This window comes from Marinilabilia sp. (genome assembly GCF_016278715.1).
Lineage (GTDB): Bacteria > Bacteroidota > Bacteroidia > Bacteroidales > Marinilabiliaceae > Marinilabilia.
The window spans coordinates 1-17,293 of sequence record NZ_JADQBH010000004.1 but is presented as its reverse complement, the minus strand read 5'-3'; the positions used below and the strand labels follow the sequence as shown (position 1 = coordinate 17,293).

Here is a 17,293-nt window from a genome sequence, read left to right as displayed (position 1 = left end):
TAAGAAATAAATATAAAGAAACCTGCTCCTGATTTTTTCTGTCAAGAATGCCGTTAACAATAACGCTATCCGAAAGAAAATCAATCCAATCTACAGCGCCAACTGTCTTTGCAGGTTGTTTTAGCCCCAATAAAAACAGGCCTTTTACTGCCGGCAGGTTCTCTTGACAAAATAGAAGCGATATCATTTTTTATTGTTGGAGCTTCTTTTGTCTCTTCAATACAATCCCTCTCCACTTCTTAATATGCTTTTCCTGTTACTTTGTTCACAAAAAAATTATTTGTTCACCTTGCGTGAGCGAAAAGAACAGATTTTCTGGTCCCGACAAACAAAAAAGCCAACTTTGACTTGTCCTCATAAAAACGATGTGGTAACTTTTCGTTTAAGAACCTCCGACAACAAAGATCATGATTATCAGGCCTGCCACCTGACTTTTATTAAGAACCCAACCATTGAGTCCATCAAAGAAAGGATGGCTCAGGGAGTAAAATTTTATGGTCGGATATCTTTTAGTAAATCCCGGTATTATATTAACGATACCAAAACCGGAATAGTCTTTCCTGTAAAGATCCTGGTCACCGAGAAAGACTTTATGGATTTTGAACAACTGGACACCAATCCGGTTATGGAGTATATCCTGGAACAAAGAAAAAACCCGTCAAAGGTTTTTGCCAGGCTAAATCTCCCGGTTGGGGAGGTGATGAAAAAACCAGTTTAAAACCCAAAAACCATGTGCTTCCGAACCAAAAACAACAAAACCCTCAAACAGCTTGAAAATCGTTTCAAAGCCAGGTTTCTGACTCCGGAATGGTACACTCCGGACATCTTCAATGCTTTTACCTTTCCGGTAACACCGGTTGTTACAAATGAAGAGGCAGATGCCATTCAGGGCTTTTCCTGGGGACTTATTCCACCATGGGCCAAAGACACCAGCATTCGCAAAAACACACTCAATGCCAGACTGGAAACACTTGATCAAAAGCCATCTTTCAAAACATCACTTTCGAAACGGTGTATGATACTTGCAGACGGTTTCTATGAATGGAAATGGCTTGATCCCAAAGGAAAATCCAAACAAAAGTACCTGCTATCACTCCCTGAAGAAGAGGCTTTTGCCTTTGCGGGGCTGTGGAACAGCTGGACAAATAAGAACACGGGGGAAGTCCTGAATACCTATACCATCATCACTACGGCTGCCAATGAGCTGATGAGTGAGATTCACAATACGAAGAAACGGATGCCGGTAATCTTAAATTCAGATGCTGAAAGAGGCTGGCTGGGTGGTGGAGAGCTGGTAATGCAAAATGATATGTTGCAGGCAGTTCCGTCTGAATAGAACATTTTTTAAGTGAAAAACTTGTAAACCCAAATTTACTGTCTTACTTTCGCCGTTGGGTTAGGGTTAAGGTTTGAAAGGTCTGTCGGAATGCCGGCAGGCCTTTCTTTTTTAGTATTCATCTCGTTACTTTTACTACAGAAAAGAGCTTTATTGAAAACAAAAGGAGGCAAATCATGAATAAAAAAAGACAAATATCGATTATTGTTCTTTTGGTTGCCGTCTTGGCTGGCGTTGCGTCTTTTATTGGAATTTTCTTACAATTTGGTGACGGTTCATTTATATCAATCTATACGAGGCCACGACATAGAAATTTATGGCAGAGGTCTATATCAACACATACCGTCTGATGTTGCAGTTCAAGGCATTACTCAGGATTATGTTACACTGTTTATTGCTATACCATTTTTATTGATCTCACTCCTGGGATATCTTAAAAACTCCATCCGGTCATTTTTTCTTCTAAGCGGTATCCTTGGTTATTTTTTTTTACATACATGTTTTATACAGCAATGGGTAGGTACAATTTTCTATTTCTTTGCTATGTAACACTTCTCGCTTTTTCCTTTTGGGGTTTATTTTTTTCAACCAGGGTATTAGAGCAAATCAGCCGCTATCATTTTTCAGAAAAAAGAAAATAGGATACATCTACTCAACAATTTATTTAGGGTTTCTATCATTGTTAATGACAGCTTTGACTGCCAAAATTATCGCAATGGCCATCAACGGAGTTAATGTTATTCCAGTTATATTTGTTATCCCTTCATTTAATTTAATAACAGTTCTATGCACATTTTATATGACCAAAAATATTAAAACTAAACCACAATGATGGGATTTAACGCACATACGCGGTAGCGGCTTACCCCAAAGGATAATTGCCATTTTTTGGGCTAAAGGGGCCGGGCATCATTACCTCAAAAACTCACTCAAACCATTAGGGGGGTACGATGCTGAAACGAAAGAAACAATACCCGGTGCAATTATTATACTTATTAGTAAAAACAAAGGAGTATTTGGATATTTATTGTATTTAAGTTTATAAACAGTATTGAAATGAAGAATAGTGAAGTCAAGCTTGGTTTTTGGTCTGCTGTTTTTTCCGCAACCTTTGCAATAATATGGTTTGTAACTTTCAATATGCAAGATGTATTTCAAACTGTACCGGAATGGAAAAATTTAAAAGATTATGCAGAGGCATTTAACATCTCCAGGTTAACTTTGATTTATCCTTCTCTTTTATTAGCATTAACTTATATCATTATGCTTGCATGCACACACAGAGTTTTGCCGGAGGATAAAAAGTTATGGAGTTTGATTGCGCTTTCAATTGGGATTCTTTATGCAGTTATGGCCAGCATTAACTACAATATACAAGCGGTTTCCGTTAGACAAAGTTTAGCAGCAGGGGAAATAGACGGAATAGAAATGTTTATTCCTGATAATTCACATTCCATATACAATGCATTAGCGAATTCTTATGTGTACATGGCTATTTCAATGTTTTTTTCAAGTTTTATCTTTCAAAGTGGCAAACTTGAAAAATGGATTAGAGGCTTGCTTATGGTACAGATTATCTCTGCTGTTGGTCAAATTGGTTATAGCATGATGGATATTTCTGAGATAATTTTTATTACTTCAAGTATGGTTTGGGTTGTTGGAGCTCCTGTATCGTTCATCCTGATAGCAATTTGGTTCAAGAAGCAAATTCCTGAATGAAAAACTTTACACGATTAGATCTAAAGAAAACCCTTTCATAACTTTGAAATACCCTTTCAACCACTATTCTTTTTCTTCGCTAAAATCTCGCTATACTTTTGCTCCGTCAATTTTTTTCAGAATTAAAGATAAATAAAAATGAAGACGAGAACTTTAGCAAGTATTGTGTTTGCAATCATGGTATCAATGACTACCGTGGCACAGGAAAAGGAAAACCGCTTTGGATTTGAATTTAGCAGCGGGATGTCGGTCTCCACCGGGAAATTGAGGGAAATCACCAGAAATACAGGATTGGGTTTTGAGGGGATTTTTCATTACCGCGTTTTAGCACATACAGGAGTATATCTTGGTTGGGGCTGGAATCAGTTTGGAGCGAATGATTCTTTTGGCGGAAACGATGTTTGTTTTGAAGAAACCGGTTATGTTTTCGGGTTGCAATTTAAGCATCCTATGGGGAATTCTCCCATAGAATATTATTTACGGGCCGGAGGGTTGTACAATCACATCGAAACAGAAAACAGCGAAGGGGAAATTATTGACGATACCGGTCATGGTCTGGGTTGGCAGCTTGCCGGAGGGATTGATATTCCTTTAGGGAAAAACTGGGATTTTACCCCGGGAATAAAATTCAATTCACTTTCCAGAGATACTGAGCTTGAAGGTTACCATAGTGAGCTCAAATACAATTATATATCGGTACGTCTGGGTATTTTAAAAAGGTTCTAATATATGTCGGTCGAAAGAAACCGGAAGGAGAATCTCTTTCCGGTTTCTTTTGAATCTTTAGTCAAATGATTTTTGTGCTTAATGTATGTTTAGAATAATTTTAATACTTCTGTTTCTGTATGTTTCCTTTTTCATATCTAATGCGCAGGGCCCGGAAATTTCGTACTATCATAATGATAAAACCAATCTTTCCTGGACCACGGCCAATATCTCTTTTAAAAGCGGTTCAACGCAGAAAATCCCTTATGTGCCGGTGATAAACCCGAATTATTGTCCGTATGATACGGGCAATTATACCAAGGATGTGAAAGTCAGCGGTAAGCTGGTTTTACTTTCCGGTTTGAGAAGTGAGAAAATCGGTTCATCCGGATGCCTAGCGGGAAAAGTAATTCTAATGCCTTATAACAGGGCCTCAGCAGAACCAGACTTTTTGAAGCAAATCCGGAAATTATGTCAGATAAATATTGAAGCAGTGGTTCTTTTTTCGGTAACCGGAGAAAAGCAAGCTGTGAATTTTCAGGATAAAGACCTTACAAGCTTAAATATTCCGATTATTTTTATTACACATAAAACAGCCTTCGAGATTTTCGCAGCGTCTGGAATCTCTTTCCCAAAGGTTTCGGAGAAAAGAAAGGATGACGTTTTCTCCCGGGAACTTATTTGTTCTTTTCATTTGAATATGAGAGGGGAGTTTGAAGAGGTGCAATCGGAGTTTAGCACCATTCGGTTTAAGGATAATCTGATAGATTCTTCTTCAATAGAAGAGCTGGGTGTTTTAACCGACAGTGCTATGGTTTTTGTGGCCGGTTTGTTTGCTCCAATTAATCCCGTGTTGTTTCATCAAACAGTTACCTGTTTTTCGGATTTTGATGAAAAAATATTCTATACTTCTTACTGGGAAAGGGGAATGGCCACACACAATGGAAATTTTTCTGTTATTGAAGAGAAATTACCGGCCTATGAATTAGCCGTGCACGAAGTGACTCATACGGTATTCTATAAGAACTGGGGAGAAACCATCTCATTTTTAGATGAAGGCAATGCTATGTACGCTGAGGCAAAAGCCGGAGATCCAAATAAAAATCATAAAAGAACGGCAAAGAATCTGACAACTAAGCAACTGCTGCCGCTGGAGGAACTTCTTAAAATAGATATAGGAGCGGACAAGAGGTTTACGGAAATAGGCTATGCGGCCGCCAGTTCATTTACCGGATTTTTTATTGAATACTACGGGATGAATAAATTCCTGAACCTTTGGGTTCCGGGTATTAGCTGGTAGGGGGTATATCACAAAACGACGTTTCAATTGGAGACGAACTGGCACCAATGGCTTGCCAGCCATAATCCAAAACGATAAAAGATTCATTAAAACATTTTATCTTTGAATATGAGTTCGAAAATAAAAATAGGTTTTCAATCAATTCACCAGCTGCTATCTTTTGGAAGACTTTTGCGGTTTTTAATAGGGTTTGTTCTGGCTGTTCAGTTGATTGTGATTTCATATAATCATTTATCGGGCTATCATATTCTTACCAGTTTTGACTATTTTCTTTATCGATTATTTCGTGGAGTTACATTAAGCCTTTTTGCCGGCTTTCTTTTGGCCTATCCTAATCTTTTGATGATCCGTATTCTTAATAGGGTGGCACCCTGGAATTATAAAATCCTCAAAAGAATTTTTATCCAGATCATCTTTTCCGTTACGCTGGCAGTTCTGGTTTCACTAATATTCACGTTGATTGCAAGTGCGATTAAACCTTACAGTGAGGATTTTAAGCGGGTTGTGATAAGTAATATGTTAATTTTTAGTGTGGTGAATGTATTTGTTATGGCTATTCTTGAAGGATGGATTTTCTATATTAAAAGTAAACGCTCAGAGAAAAAGGCAAGAAACCTGCAGGAAGAGCTATCGCAAATTAAATATGAAGTGTTGAAAAGTCAGATCAATCCTCATTTCATGTTCAATAGCCTGAATGTTTTATCCGGAATGATCAACAAAGACACCGGGAAAGCTCAGCAATTTATTGATGAGTTTTCGCATATATACAGGTATGTGCTGGAAACCATTGAACAGTCGGTAGCCACGCTTGAAAAAGAGATTGATTTTATGCAATCATATTTGTTTTTGCAGCAAATTCGTTATGGAAATGATTTGTCTTATTCGGTTAACATTCAGGCTGATTTGCTGAAAAAAATTATGCCGCCACTCTCGTTGCAGGTGGTGCTTGAGAATGCAATCAAACATAACATTATTAACGAAGCCAGGCCATTAAGGATTGAAGTGTTCAGTCAGAAACATTTTCTGATAATTCGAAATAACCTTCAACCCAAAATGTCAAAGAATCCATCAACAGGCCTGGGGTTGAAGAATCTGACCAAACGATATGCGATGATCGGCCCAGAAGAACCGGTTTTTTCCATCGATGCGAATTATTACATAGCAAAACTTCCATTAATTGATATTGAGAAAGATGAAAGTGCTTATCATTGAGGACGAAAAGTGGGCAGCCGATAAATTAGAATCCATGCTGATGACGGCTGACCCGGGAATAGAGATTATGGCGAAACTGGGTTCAGTCAATGAATCGGTAAAATGGTTTCTTCAAAATAATGCTGATCTTATTTTTCTCGACATACAGCTATCTGATGGCATTAGTTTCAGTATTTTTGAGCAGGTGTCTGTTTCTACTCCTGTAATTTTCACCACCGCTTACGATCAATATGCAATCAAAGCTTTTCAGGTAAATAGTATTTCCTATCTTTTAAAACCTATCCGACAGAGTGACCTTAACGAGAGCCTGCAGAAGTTCCGAAATCTGAAATCGGCATTTAGTATTGATTTCGAAGCACTTATTTTACAAATTCAAGGTAAACAACCCGATTATAAAAAACGATTTCTGATTCAAATTGGTGAAAAAATCAGGAAGGTGGAGATTGCAGAAATAGCTTATTTTTACATTTTTGCCAAAGGGGTTTACCTGCGGACTTTTCAGGGCAACAATTACCCCGTAGATTACTCTCTTGACAAACTGGAAAACCTTATCAATCCTGATAATTTCTTTAGGATTAACCGTAAGTATATGGTGAGTATAGATGCTATATCAAATATGACAGCTTACTCCAGAGGTCGTGTAAAACTTGAACTTACACCTTCTCCAGTAGCTGATTCTGAAACAATTGTAAGTGTTGATCGTTCCTTATCTTTTAAAAAATGGTTGAATAAATAAAAGGAATGAAAATCAAGATTTTAGAGGTGTCCAGGCAAAACGGACTAATCGATAAAGCAGTAGATTTTTTTTGGAATTGCTGGGGAAACGATAATAACTTCAACTTTTACAAAGATTGCATTGCTCATTCATGTGATGCAGAAAAAGGATTGCCCGGTTTTTATGTTGTACTAAATCATTCCGAAATAATTGCTTCTTATGCATTATTGGTCAATGATCTTATTAGTCGCCAGGATCTGTTGCCCTGGCTTGCTTGTTTGTATGTAGATGAAAAATATTGGAATAAAGGAATTGCAGGGCAGCTGCTCAAACACGGTCTTCAGGAAGCAAGACGTAAAGGGTACGATAAATTGTATCTTTCTACCGATCTGGAAGGATTTTATGAAAAATATGGTTGGAGACATTTTGCAAACGGATTCAATATTGTTGACATAAGGATGAAAATCTATGCAAAATCTACATTTTAACGCAAAATGGGTTTTCCATGGTCGGAATATCCAATAAGACCTGATGTGATGAAATATTCCAACTTTCTATGGAATTTCCTGGAATTAGCTGGAATACCTCTGAAATGATTAACAGGAAATATCGTCATTTTTGCCATTGTTGATGTTGTTAATTTTGTTTTTTGAAGAAAATTGTTAATTATTTCTTTCAGGGTTTGTTTTATATAGCCCCTTTTGGAATAACGGCTTACATTATCTATGTCCTTTTTAGTTTTACTGACAACCTGTTGGAAGTCTTCTTAATTTTTGGAACGAGCCTGGTCATAAAGCCTTTTAATTTTAACCAATCTTTTAACCTGGATATTTACTTTTTGGGATTGGGCGCAATATTCCTTTTCATTGCTATGTTTTCGGGCAGGAAAAGAAAGTTAGATCGATGGGATGCTGCACTTTTACTGGTCACTCACCCAATATACCTGATGTTACAATGATTTTAAAACCAACGTTTTTAATTTCTATCTTTGGGCAAACATTCATTTCTGTAAAATAGGCAATACTGCTAAAGAGTAAGGCTTGTAACAATGAAACTATTTGAAGCGTCATTTTCATTGTACCAAGATACAATACATTTGAGTGCTTTAACTCTTTAATGCTACATAAAAAGTACTTCCTTTAGCTACCTCACTTTCAACCCATATCTCGCCATTAAGCAGGTCAACCAATTCTTTGACAATACTTAATCCCAAACCGGTGCCTGGAATTGTCTCCTTATTCGTATTACTTCCTCGGAAGAATCGTTCAAAAATTTCCACAACCTCCGATTGAGGAATTCCAATTCCGGTATCTTTTACAAAAAATATTATCATATTGTTTTTTTGTTCAGCACCGATAGATATTGTGCCCGATGGAGTATACTTAAAAGCATTTTCCGTCAAATTCATCAAAATTTGTTTCAGTTTTTCGTAATCGGTTCTAATCTTTAGGGTTTCTTCGGTTCGGTTTTCAATACGCAACTGAACTTTTCCCTGATATTCACGAATATCATAAGTCCGTTTCAGAAAATTTAAAAGTACACCGGGGAGGAACTCATTATTTTCCTCAATAAAACCTTTTGCCTGAAGTCTGGAATAGAGAACAATATCATCAATGATGTGGACCAAAAGCTCTGAATTACTTCTGATAATCTCTGAATACTGATCAATTAGTTCTTTCTTGGTTTCTGTAGGAAGCAGAGTTGCAAAACCCATTATGGCATTCATGGGAGTTCGTATCTCATGGCTGATATTGGCAAGAAATGCTGTTTTGAGTCGATCGCTTTCTTCGGCCTGTTCTTTTGCCCGAATTAGCTCCTTTTCAGCGCTCTTTTTTTCTGTAATATCGCGACCAATAGCTATTAATTCAACAACCTGCCCATTTTCGTTTAAGACTCCCTTTCCTGTCCATCCAAGCCATCGAATTCCTTCTTCTGTAAAAACCCGATTCTCAACTTTCGAATGATATGGAGCAGTAACCATTGCTCTAAAACGCTTTTCGGTATTAACTAAATCAGGTTCATGCAGTAAAAAATGAAATGATTTTCCCAATAATTCGCTTTCTTGTTTACCAAAAAACTTACAAAATGACGAACTTACAAAAAGAAAGCGCCCTTCAAGATCCATTTTTACGATGAAGTCTGTTTGGTTTTCCACGAGTAACCTATACTGTTCCTCTTTCCTTGCCAGGTCTTTCATGAGTCGGTTTAGTTTGATGGTCCGCTTATTGACCATTCTTTTTAAAAGAAATGAAACCGAAAGAGCAATTGTAAACAAAATGAAAATGATTCCAAAAATAACAATGATTATCTTCTGATGTTTTTCAAAGAAATTAGGTGTCTTTAATCCATCAAGTTTTACCCAATTGTGATAAATATGTTCTCTCTCAGACTCGGAAATAGAATTTAATGCCTTTTCCAGAATTGCATACAACATCGGTTGATTCTTAACAACTCCAATTCCTATCTCCCAGTTAAAGTCAAGGGTTCTAACCAGGTGCAGGTTTTGTAGTCCGTGGACATCAATTAAGTGATTGGCAGTCATTAAATCAATTACAGCTCCTTCTACCTCTCCAAATGTAATTTTCATCAGAGCTGAGAAATCATCTTTACATAAAATGATCTCTGCGTCGGGATAAGTCTTGCGGATATAATCCAGGCTGCCATAACTTTCGGGGCAGGCAAGTTTCATTTTCCCGATTTCCTTTTCAGATATGCTTTCTGTGTTGTAATCTTTGACTATTATTCCAATTGGAGATTCCAAAAAGGGATCTGTTATTTGAAGAAATTCTTCTCTTTTGGGTGATTTATGAACACTTCCTGAAAAGTCCACCTCTCCATTTTCTAATGAATCCATCACTTCCCCCCAGGAGTTATATCTAACTAATTGAAATTGAACGCCAAGTCTCTTTTCGATAAGCCTGATGTAATCAGCAACGATTCCTTTGTGTTTACCGTTGTTATCAATGAATTCACGTGGAGCCCAGGATGGATCTGGAGCATACCTGATTTTCTCTTTATTTTTTTGCAACCATAATTCCTCTTCAGAAGTCAATAATAACCCAGGGTGGTTGATTTGTGCAAAACTGCTTAATGATAATGTAAACACGAATAAACAAATCAATTTTTCAGGAATCATATTGTAAAAGTATTGTGATATCAATTAAAACTTTTCTGAAACAAATGGTTCTTTGCATAAAAAAACTAATCCCAAAAAGCATCTAATCTGAAGCTGGTTTCAAAAATGATTACCATTAATCCGGATACTCATTTCTTTCAATTTCAGAAAGAACATAAGATAACATACGATGCTCACTGACTTTTGGTTTTAAGAAAGACCCGAAAAATTTATTTAATAACTCCCATCCATAACAATAAAAAAGCGAGAATCAATTAAAAATTAATATGATCCATGTGAAACTTATTGAAATCTTTGACGAAGATATTCAAAACAAACCAATGAGTTGAATGGACTATATTACGTTAATTCTTGTGTTTGCAGTCACTATTCCTTTCGGCTTCTTTACTTCCAGGAGGACAATGCCCTTAATTGTAAGAAATAAGGAATAAGGCGGTAGAAATACTGGATGATATTGTTTTCCCGAAAGGAAATCAACAAAAACAGGAGATAATAAATACATTTCATAATATTTCAAATCATAGATTTAAGGATAAAGAAGTCCTGGACCATTATTTAAAAATGAAAGGTTTTTGTATTCTTGAAAGAAATTGTGACCTGGATTTTTAGGTAAAGAACTATCTGTTCTCACCTTCATTAATTAAACTCAATTATTTTGAGCAGTTGAGGGTTTTTGAAACGTTTTTACGATGTTCCTAATTCTTTAATCAAAAAAAGAGTGAATTAATAATATTTATGTTTGATATGAACAGAGCCACAATATAATTTTTCTTTTCCAACCTCAATAGACACCCGGTTAGTTATAGTAGTTCTATCTTCATGGCCCTCGATATTATTAACTTATATCTGTCGGGAGCCTTTTTCTTTTGGACCATTCAGACCTTCAGCATTGATATTTGTCAGTTATTTTTTGTAAAAATCTCAGTTTTTAATACAACTTTATTGGGAGTATCTTTTTGATTATGAATATTTAGTCAATATGTATACTAAAAATTATCTTTATTCTTACTAAAGAAAAATAAAGAGCCGAACTTCAGCTTAATGGTTTCGTAGAATTATATACTTCACAGGATTGTTCTTTTTATTCTCTACCCCCAGGAACCTTGAAAGAGGTTTTGGTTTTTTGTATTTATAATAATCCACATTCTACTACCGAAATTCTTCGGTAAAAACCATTAATTATGAGAAAAATAAGGATTTCTGATTTAAAATTTAAAACAAAAATTTCACTTGGTTTTGCAGTGATTATTCTTCTTTTTGGAGCAAATGCGTTTTACACAATGACAATTTTGTATATGGAGAGGGATCAGTTACTGCAAATTAATGCTGAGTCCGTACCGGCAAGCGACTTCTCAACCCAAATTCAGACCAACTGGCTTAAAGGGAGATATCACATGGTGCAGTATATATTGGGTGAAGATATGGCGGAAGCAACTGAAGGTTTGACTTATATTGACTCTACTCAGTCAATTATAAAAAGAGCGCTTCCGGTCATGCAAAGCAGCAATGCTTCAGGACAGATCGTGGATGCCTTTACAGAAATTGACAAGGATGTTGAAAAATACTCCAGCTTAACAAGGGAGTATATTGAAATTGCTGAAACTTCAGTAGATAATTCAGAACTTAAAGAGGTTGATTTGGCTTCTCTATACAATGAAATGGTGCTCCTTTCGAAGAAGATTGATGATGAAAGTGAATTTATAGCCGGTTCTTCTTTTGAAGATATCAAAGGAAACATCAAAGATGCAGAGGTGGTGATGATTCAGGCAATAGCATCTCTTACAATCACTCTAATTATTATAACTGTAATAGGATTGCTAATTGCCTATTTCCTGTCTTCAACCTTTGCCAAAAGCATAAAAAAAGGAATAAAAATCACAGAGCAAATTGCTGGTGGTGATCTTACCGTAAATATTGATGATAAGATGCTCAGCCGTAAAGACGACATAGGAAGTCTTGCCAGGGCAATGGATAAAATGAGGGAAAATCTTGATCATATTATTGGGAATCTGATGAACGGAGTTGCTAATATTACTCTGGCTGGTGAGGAAATGAGTCAGGCTGCCCAAAAAATTGCTTCCGGAGCAAATGAGCAGGCTTCTTCAGCTGAAGAGGTATCCTCCACCATGGAAGAGATTACTTCTAATATTGATCAAAACTCCTCAAATGCCTCCAAAACAAAGACTGTTGCAGAAAAGACTACCGAAAGTGTTGAAAAAGGGAATAAAGTCGTTCAGGAGACGGTGGATTCGATTAATAATATTTCTGAAAAGATTAAGATCATTAATGATATTGCATTTCAAACGAATATTCTTGCTCTTAATGCAGCTGTTGAATCTGCCAGGGCTGGAGAAGAAGGGAAGGGATTTGCTGTTGTTGCATCTGAAGTACGAAAGCTGGCAGAATTAAGTCGGAATGCAGCTGATGATATTATTAAGATTTCAAAACAAACCGTTGAGGTCTCTGCTGATGCAGGAGAAGCTTTGCAAAATATAGTGCCTGAAATCAGGCAAACTTCATCTTTGGTGGAGGAAATTACAGCTTCCAGTTATGAGCAAAAATCCGGTGCTAACCAAGTGAATGAAGCGCTTTCTCAGCTTAGTATGGTCATTCAGCAAAACGCTGCTTCTGCAGAAGAGATGAGTGCAAGTTCGGAAGAGTTGGCCAACCAGGCCGAAGAAATCCGGCAACTGATTAAATTCTTTAAAACTGATACCGGGGATGCTTCACTAGATGACAATACAAGTATTTTTGAAGAGAAACTGGATTCCGAAAAAGTATTTCAACAAATTGAAACCTCGGAAAATGAGGGAAAACTTCACATTGAAGCCGAGGATTTTAAAGAGTTTGAAAGATATTGATATTGTCAATGGAATACTTGTGAAAAAATTAAAATAAGTTATTGATCTGATGGAGCCCGCATGGTTGGAGTTTGTACATCCTCTTTTGTGACAAACCTTGTCGTGCTCATTTCAATAGTTTAAGTCATGTTGACCGGGGTTTGTTCTCAAAGAAGCAGACCCCGGTTTTCTATTTTAAGGCATTGCTGCTGGATTTAGGAAACCTTCTGATTTTTTCTTCTCATTCGCTCTCTCAATACTAAAAAACAAACAACCACAACCGGATCTAATGAAAATGTCTTGTATGATTTCTGAAAAAAACCTCTCCATATTGTTTTGTTTATTAAACAAATACAAAACAAATTGCTTTCTGGAAAAAGCAATTTAACACAATTCTTCTAAATTAAAAAAGCAGGCCCCTCCCTGAACCAGCCCTTGCACGGTGGAGCTAACCATACAAAAAAACAACTGCCTGTAAAGCTGGTTTATTTTGAAGAATTTCAGCGAATAGATGAAGCTTTCTACAGATAAAAGCAAGTGCAGGGTTGGAACAGGAAGAAAAAAGAAGCTTTAATTAACGGTGTCTTCTACAAGCTCCTCAGCCACCAAGCGGCCGTTGTCTGAGCCATTCTCTGGCCCTCATGAAGGCAACCCCACCAAAACACCAAAACAATGAAGCATGGTTTTATGCCGATTTGCTTTCACATTTACTGAAAAATAAATTTATCAGCATCGGCATATTCTCCATACCTGTATTCCCCTGCACCGCCAGATGAATTCGCCCCATACCACCCTGAAGGATCGGTATGATTCATCAAGGTGTTAATACAATAATTAAATTGGTTATGCGCTGGCAAACGAAATCATCACTCCCAATTCATGCGTTTGATTTTATCGACAACAAGCTTCACATTGTCAAAGGGAATATCAGGAAGAAGTCCGTGTCCCAAATTAAATATGTAATCAGGATGTTCACGATAAAAAGGAACTAAAGCTTCCAGAGCACTCTCGATTTCCTCACCCGTGGAATATAACAATCTTGGATCCATATTACCCTGAAGTCCCACATCTGGATGCACCAACTCCCGGGCATGGCGCAATGGCATTTGCCAATCAACGCTTACAAAATCGGCAATATCGGGAGTGATATGTTTAAGTCCGGTTCCCAGCCCTTTGGGAAAGAAAATAAAGGGAGTACCTGTTTCTCTTATAGCCATTGAAATCTTCTGAATGGCAGGCCAAAAAAGTTCGTGATACAAATCAGCGGGGATTAATCCGGCATGTGTGTCGAACAACTGAAAAACCTCCACTCCGTGCTTTATCTGATTCTGGACATAAAAAACAGTCATTTCGGTTATGTTCTCAATCAAAATCCGGGCATCAGACTTATTGGTGTAGAGATATTTCACTACATCCGGGAAATTCGGATCTCTGCCTGTGCCCTGAACCATATAGCATAAAACGGTAAGTGGTGCTCCGCAAAAACCAATTAGCGGGGTTCCCGGTGGCCGGTTTCGAATGATGGTATCAATATTTCGAAAAATATAACCAAGTCTTGAGGCATCCGGTTTCAGCATTTTAGAGGGTTCATCAGTCCGGAAAAGAGGATTCTCAAAAACAGGCCCTTTTCCTGTAAATGACATTTCCATCCCCAGGGCGTCCGGAACTACCAATATATCCGAAAAAAGAATGGCAGCATCCACCCCCAAATCATAAACCGGCATAAGTGTTACTTTGGAAGCCAATTCAGGATCCGACATCATCTCATGAAAAGTGTACTCTTTCTTCAATTTCTGATAATTGGGCAGTACCCTACCGGCCTGACGCATAAACCATACAGGAGGTCGCTCCGTATGTAAACCTTTTAACTTATTCAGCAATATCGAATTCTCCATACATATTATTTTTTCAACTCTCATCACCACAAAACTCACAACTCAATTCACAATTCACAAACCCATCAAAGCTACTTTGGAAGCTTCGATCAAACGGTCAATATCCTCATCAGAGTGGGCATCAGAAACAAAAGTACACTCAAACTGAGAAGGGGCCAGGTAAATACCCTTTTCAAGTAAACTCCTGAAATACAAAGCATAACGGGCAGTGTCGGCGGTATTGGAAAGTTCGGAATTGAATACCTCCTTTTCCTGTGTAAAAAAGAGCGTAAGCATACCTCCGACTCTGTTGATTACGCCCGGAACTCCGGTTTCTTTCAAATTACGATTTAGTCCATCCTCCAAACGACTGGCTTTGGTTTCAATACGCTTGTATATTTCTGGATTTCCTTTCAGAATTTCAAGCATAGCACATCCAGCCGACATGGCCAGTGGATTGCCGGAAAGCGTTCCTGCCTGATAAACAGGCCCCTCGGGAGCAAGATGGTCCATTATCTCGCTTTTGCCGCCAAAAGCACCTACCGGCAGGCCGCCGCCAATGATCTTTCCCATAGTTGTTAGATCGGGATAAACACCCAAATATTCCTGGGCACCACCGGGGGCTAACCGAAAACCAGTAATCACCTCATCAAATATCAGTAATGCTCCAAATTTACTGGTCAGCTCTCTCAACCCTTCCAAAAAGCCCGGAACCGGTGGAACAACACCCATATTACCGGCCACCGGCTCAACTATTACGGCAGCAATTTCATTATTGTAGTTTTCAAACAGTTTTTCCACAGCTTCAAGGTTGTTAAAGGGTGCAACCAGCGTATCGGCAGCTGTTGCCCTGGTAACACCGGGACTGTCAGGCAATCCAAGAGTCATGGCTCCCGAACCCGCCTGTATCAGGAAACTGTCGGAGTGGCCATGAAAACAGCCCGCGAATTTCACAACTTTTTCACGTCCTGTATATCCCCGCGCCAACCGAAGGGCACTCATGGTAGCTTCGGTTCCTGAATTTACCATACGAATTTTTTCAACCGAAGGCACCATCTCAGCAATAAGCCCGGCCATCTGAGTTTCCATCAGATTAGGGGCTCCAAAACTGGTTCCTTTACCGGCAGCCACTCTCACAGCTTCCACAATCTCTTCCCGGGCATGTCCAAGAATCAAAGGGCCCCAGGATGCTACAAAATCGATGAACTCATTACCATCAATATCCCATATCCGGGAACCTTTTCCTCTTTCAATAAACAAAGGATCCCCTCCTACGCTTTTGAATGCCCGCACTGGCGAGTTTACACCCCCGGGCATCAGTCGAAGAGCCTTTTGAAATGCTTCATTACTTTTGGCTGTATTCATAAATAAAAGGTCGTTTGATATTATAGAAATTAGAACAATAATTATTGGTGTCCGTTTAAAAAATTGAGATTGCTAAACTTTGTTCGCAATATATGGACTTTGCGATCCCTATGAGGCACGAAATCGGGAAAAGCATTCTTTTTTCACTAAATAAGTTTCTCTGCACAATAGTGAAAAAACCTAACAATTATTTGCCCCCCATTCTGCCCCCCGGGATACTTCTTCTTGCTACCCCCGATTATCATCCGGGGTTGTTCAAGCTGGCCCCTTTCAGAGACCTGTCTTTAGCTTCCGTGAAGGAGGACTTTTATCTCGTTGAAGAGCCTGCTATTTCCCATTATTCAAAACAAACTCTTTGGCATGGTAGGTAATAATGACATCAGCTCCTGCCCTTTTAATGGAAGTCAGAATCTCCTTAATGATACGTTGTTCATCAATCCATCCGTTTTGAGCTGCGGCTTTAACCATCGAAAACTCCCCACTCACATTATAGGCAACTACAGGCATGTTGAAATGACTTTTCACCCGATGAATCACATCCAGGTAACTCAATGCAGGCTTAACCATTACCATATCTGCACCCTCGTTTATATCCTCAGCAACTTCACGCAGAGCTTCATCCGAATTGGCAGGATCCATCTGATAGGTAGAACGGTTGCCAAACTTAGGAGCACTTTCGGCTGCATCCCTGAAAGGACCATAAAAGGCGGATGCGTATTTGGCTGAATAAGCCATAATGGGGGTATTCTCAAAACCACTGTCATCCAATGCTTTTCGGATAGCCCCAACCCGTCCGTCCATCATATCACTGGGGGCAATAATGTCGGCTCCTGCCTCTGCAAGAACTACAGATTGCCTGGATAAGGTCTCCAAAGTGGCATCGTTATCCACATCACCATCCACGATGGTACCACAGTGCCCGTGTTCGGTATATTCGCAATTACAAACATCGGCCACTATCAGCACTTCCGGAATGGCTGTCTTCAAAGCTTTTATTGCCCTGGGAACAATAGCATGGTGACTACAAGCAACAGTGCCGTCCTGATCTTTCTCCTCCGGAATACCGAATAGCAAAATCTTTTCAATGCCTG

At 38.4% G+C, this 17,293-nt stretch carries 14 protein-coding genes; 9 read left to right on the top strand and 5 right to left on the bottom strand.

Annotation, left to right across the window (positions count from 1 at the left end; translation table 11 throughout):
* A partial coding sequence (locus QZZ43_RS00145) for a hypothetical protein (protein ID WP_291854636.1) occupies positions 1-187 on the bottom strand: 187 nt, incomplete at its 3' end.
* A 156-nt stretch (positions 188-343) separates the two neighbouring features.
* On the opposite strand from QZZ43_RS00145, the gene QZZ43_RS00140 reads away from it, so the two are divergent.
* The 8 genes from QZZ43_RS00140 to QZZ43_RS00105 all read left to right on the top strand — a co-directional run bounded on the left by QZZ43_RS00140 (position 344) and on the right by QZZ43_RS00105 (position 7,475).
* On the top strand, positions 344-718 hold the full coding sequence (locus QZZ43_RS00140) for a hypothetical protein (protein WP_291854633.1): 375 nt from the start codon (positions 344-346) through the stop codon (positions 716-718).
* Positions 719-730: 12 nt separating this feature from the next.
* The gene (locus QZZ43_RS00135; protein WP_291854630.1) at positions 731-1,336 is read left to right on the top strand and encodes an SOS response-associated peptidase; all 606 of its coding nucleotides are present in this window, start codon (positions 731-733) and stop codon (positions 1,334-1,336) included.
* 1,056 nt (positions 1,337-2,392) lie between these two features.
* Positions 2,393-3,055 (top strand): hypothetical protein, encoded by a 663-nt coding sequence (locus QZZ43_RS00130; RefSeq protein ID WP_291854627.1) that lies wholly within the window; start codon positions 2,393-2,395, stop codon positions 3,053-3,055.
* A 138-nt stretch (positions 3,056-3,193) separates the two neighbouring features.
* Positions 3,194-3,781, top strand: coding sequence for an outer membrane beta-barrel protein (locus tag QZZ43_RS00125; protein WP_291854624.1), 588 nt, complete (start codon positions 3,194-3,196; stop codon positions 3,779-3,781).
* A gap of 85 nt (positions 3,782-3,866) precedes the next feature.
* The gene (locus QZZ43_RS00120) at positions 3,867-5,060 is read left to right on the top strand and encodes a hypothetical protein (protein WP_291854621.1); all 1,194 of its coding nucleotides are present in this window, start codon (positions 3,867-3,869) and stop codon (positions 5,058-5,060) included.
* 108 nt (positions 5,061-5,168) lie between these two features.
* On the top strand, positions 5,169-6,272 hold the full coding sequence (locus QZZ43_RS00115; protein WP_291854619.1) for a sensor histidine kinase: 1,104 nt from the start codon (positions 5,169-5,171) through the stop codon (positions 6,270-6,272).
* Positions 6,238-7,008, top strand: a complete 771-nt coding sequence (locus QZZ43_RS00110; protein WP_291854616.1) for a LytTR family DNA-binding domain-containing protein — start codon at positions 6,238-6,240, stop codon at positions 7,006-7,008. Before QZZ43_RS00115 ends, QZZ43_RS00110 begins: the two co-directional genes overlap by 35 nt.
* A gap of 5 nt (positions 7,009-7,013) precedes the next feature.
* Positions 7,014-7,475, top strand: coding sequence for a GNAT family N-acetyltransferase (locus tag QZZ43_RS00105; protein ID WP_291854613.1), 462 nt, complete (start codon positions 7,014-7,016; stop codon positions 7,473-7,475).
* Positions 7,476-8,092: 617 nt separating this feature from the next.
* Here QZZ43_RS00105 and QZZ43_RS00100 read toward each other — a convergent pair.
* Entirely contained in the window at positions 8,093-10,093 is a 2,001-nt protein-coding gene (locus QZZ43_RS00100; protein WP_291854610.1) for a transporter substrate-binding domain-containing protein, read from the bottom strand.
* A gap of 1,211 nt (positions 10,094-11,304) precedes the next feature.
* On the opposite strand from QZZ43_RS00100, the gene QZZ43_RS00095 reads away from it, so the two are divergent.
* On the top strand, positions 11,305-12,984 hold the full coding sequence (locus QZZ43_RS00095) for a methyl-accepting chemotaxis protein (RefSeq protein ID WP_291854607.1): 1,680 nt from the start codon (positions 11,305-11,307) through the stop codon (positions 12,982-12,984).
* A gap of 845 nt (positions 12,985-13,829) precedes the next feature.
* On the opposite strand, the gene hemE is transcribed toward QZZ43_RS00095, so the two are convergent.
* From hemE to hemB, 3 genes are all read right to left on the bottom strand, one after another.
* The gene (gene hemE / locus QZZ43_RS00090) at positions 13,830-14,858 is read right to left on the bottom strand and encodes a uroporphyrinogen decarboxylase (protein ID WP_291854605.1); all 1,029 of its coding nucleotides are present in this window, start codon (positions 14,856-14,858) and stop codon (positions 13,830-13,832) included.
* Between the two features lie 54 nt (positions 14,859-14,912).
* On the bottom strand, positions 14,913-16,202 hold the full coding sequence (hemL, locus tag QZZ43_RS00085; RefSeq protein ID WP_291854603.1) for a glutamate-1-semialdehyde 2,1-aminomutase: 1,290 nt from the start codon (positions 16,200-16,202) through the stop codon (positions 14,913-14,915).
* A 327-nt stretch (positions 16,203-16,529) separates the two neighbouring features.
* On the bottom strand, positions 16,530-17,293 hold a 764-nt coding region (gene hemB, locus QZZ43_RS00080), incomplete at its 5' end, for a porphobilinogen synthase (protein WP_291854601.1).

Bases quoted from the DNA above. Each gene is read 5' to 3' on its own strand.
- QZZ43_RS00095 (WP_291854607.1), top strand. From the start codon at position 11,305: ATGAGAAAAATAAGGATTTCTGATTTAAAATTTAAAACAAAAATTTCA.
- QZZ43_RS00135 (WP_291854630.1), top strand. From the start codon at position 731: ATGTGCTTCCGAACCAAAAACAACAAAACCCTCAAACAGCTTGAAAAT.
- QZZ43_RS00125 (WP_291854624.1), top strand. From the start codon at position 3,194: ATGAAGACGAGAACTTTAGCAAGTATTGTGTTTGCAATCATGGTATCA.
- hemE (WP_291854605.1), bottom strand. From the start codon at position 14,858: ATGGAGAATTCGATATTGCTGAATAAGTTAAAAGGTTTACATACGGAG.
- QZZ43_RS00120 (WP_291854621.1), top strand. From the start codon at position 3,867: ATGTTTAGAATAATTTTAATACTTCTGTTTCTGTATGTTTCCTTTTTC.
- QZZ43_RS00130 (WP_291854627.1), top strand. From the start codon at position 2,393: ATGAAGAATAGTGAAGTCAAGCTTGGTTTTTGGTCTGCTGTTTTTTCC.
- QZZ43_RS00105 (WP_291854613.1), top strand. From the start codon at position 7,014: ATGAAAATCAAGATTTTAGAGGTGTCCAGGCAAAACGGACTAATCGAT.
- QZZ43_RS00115 (WP_291854619.1), top strand. From the start codon at position 5,169: ATGAGTTCGAAAATAAAAATAGGTTTTCAATCAATTCACCAGCTGCTA.
- hemL (WP_291854603.1), bottom strand. From the start codon at position 16,202: ATGAATACAGCCAAAAGTAATGAAGCATTTCAAAAGGCTCTTCGACTG.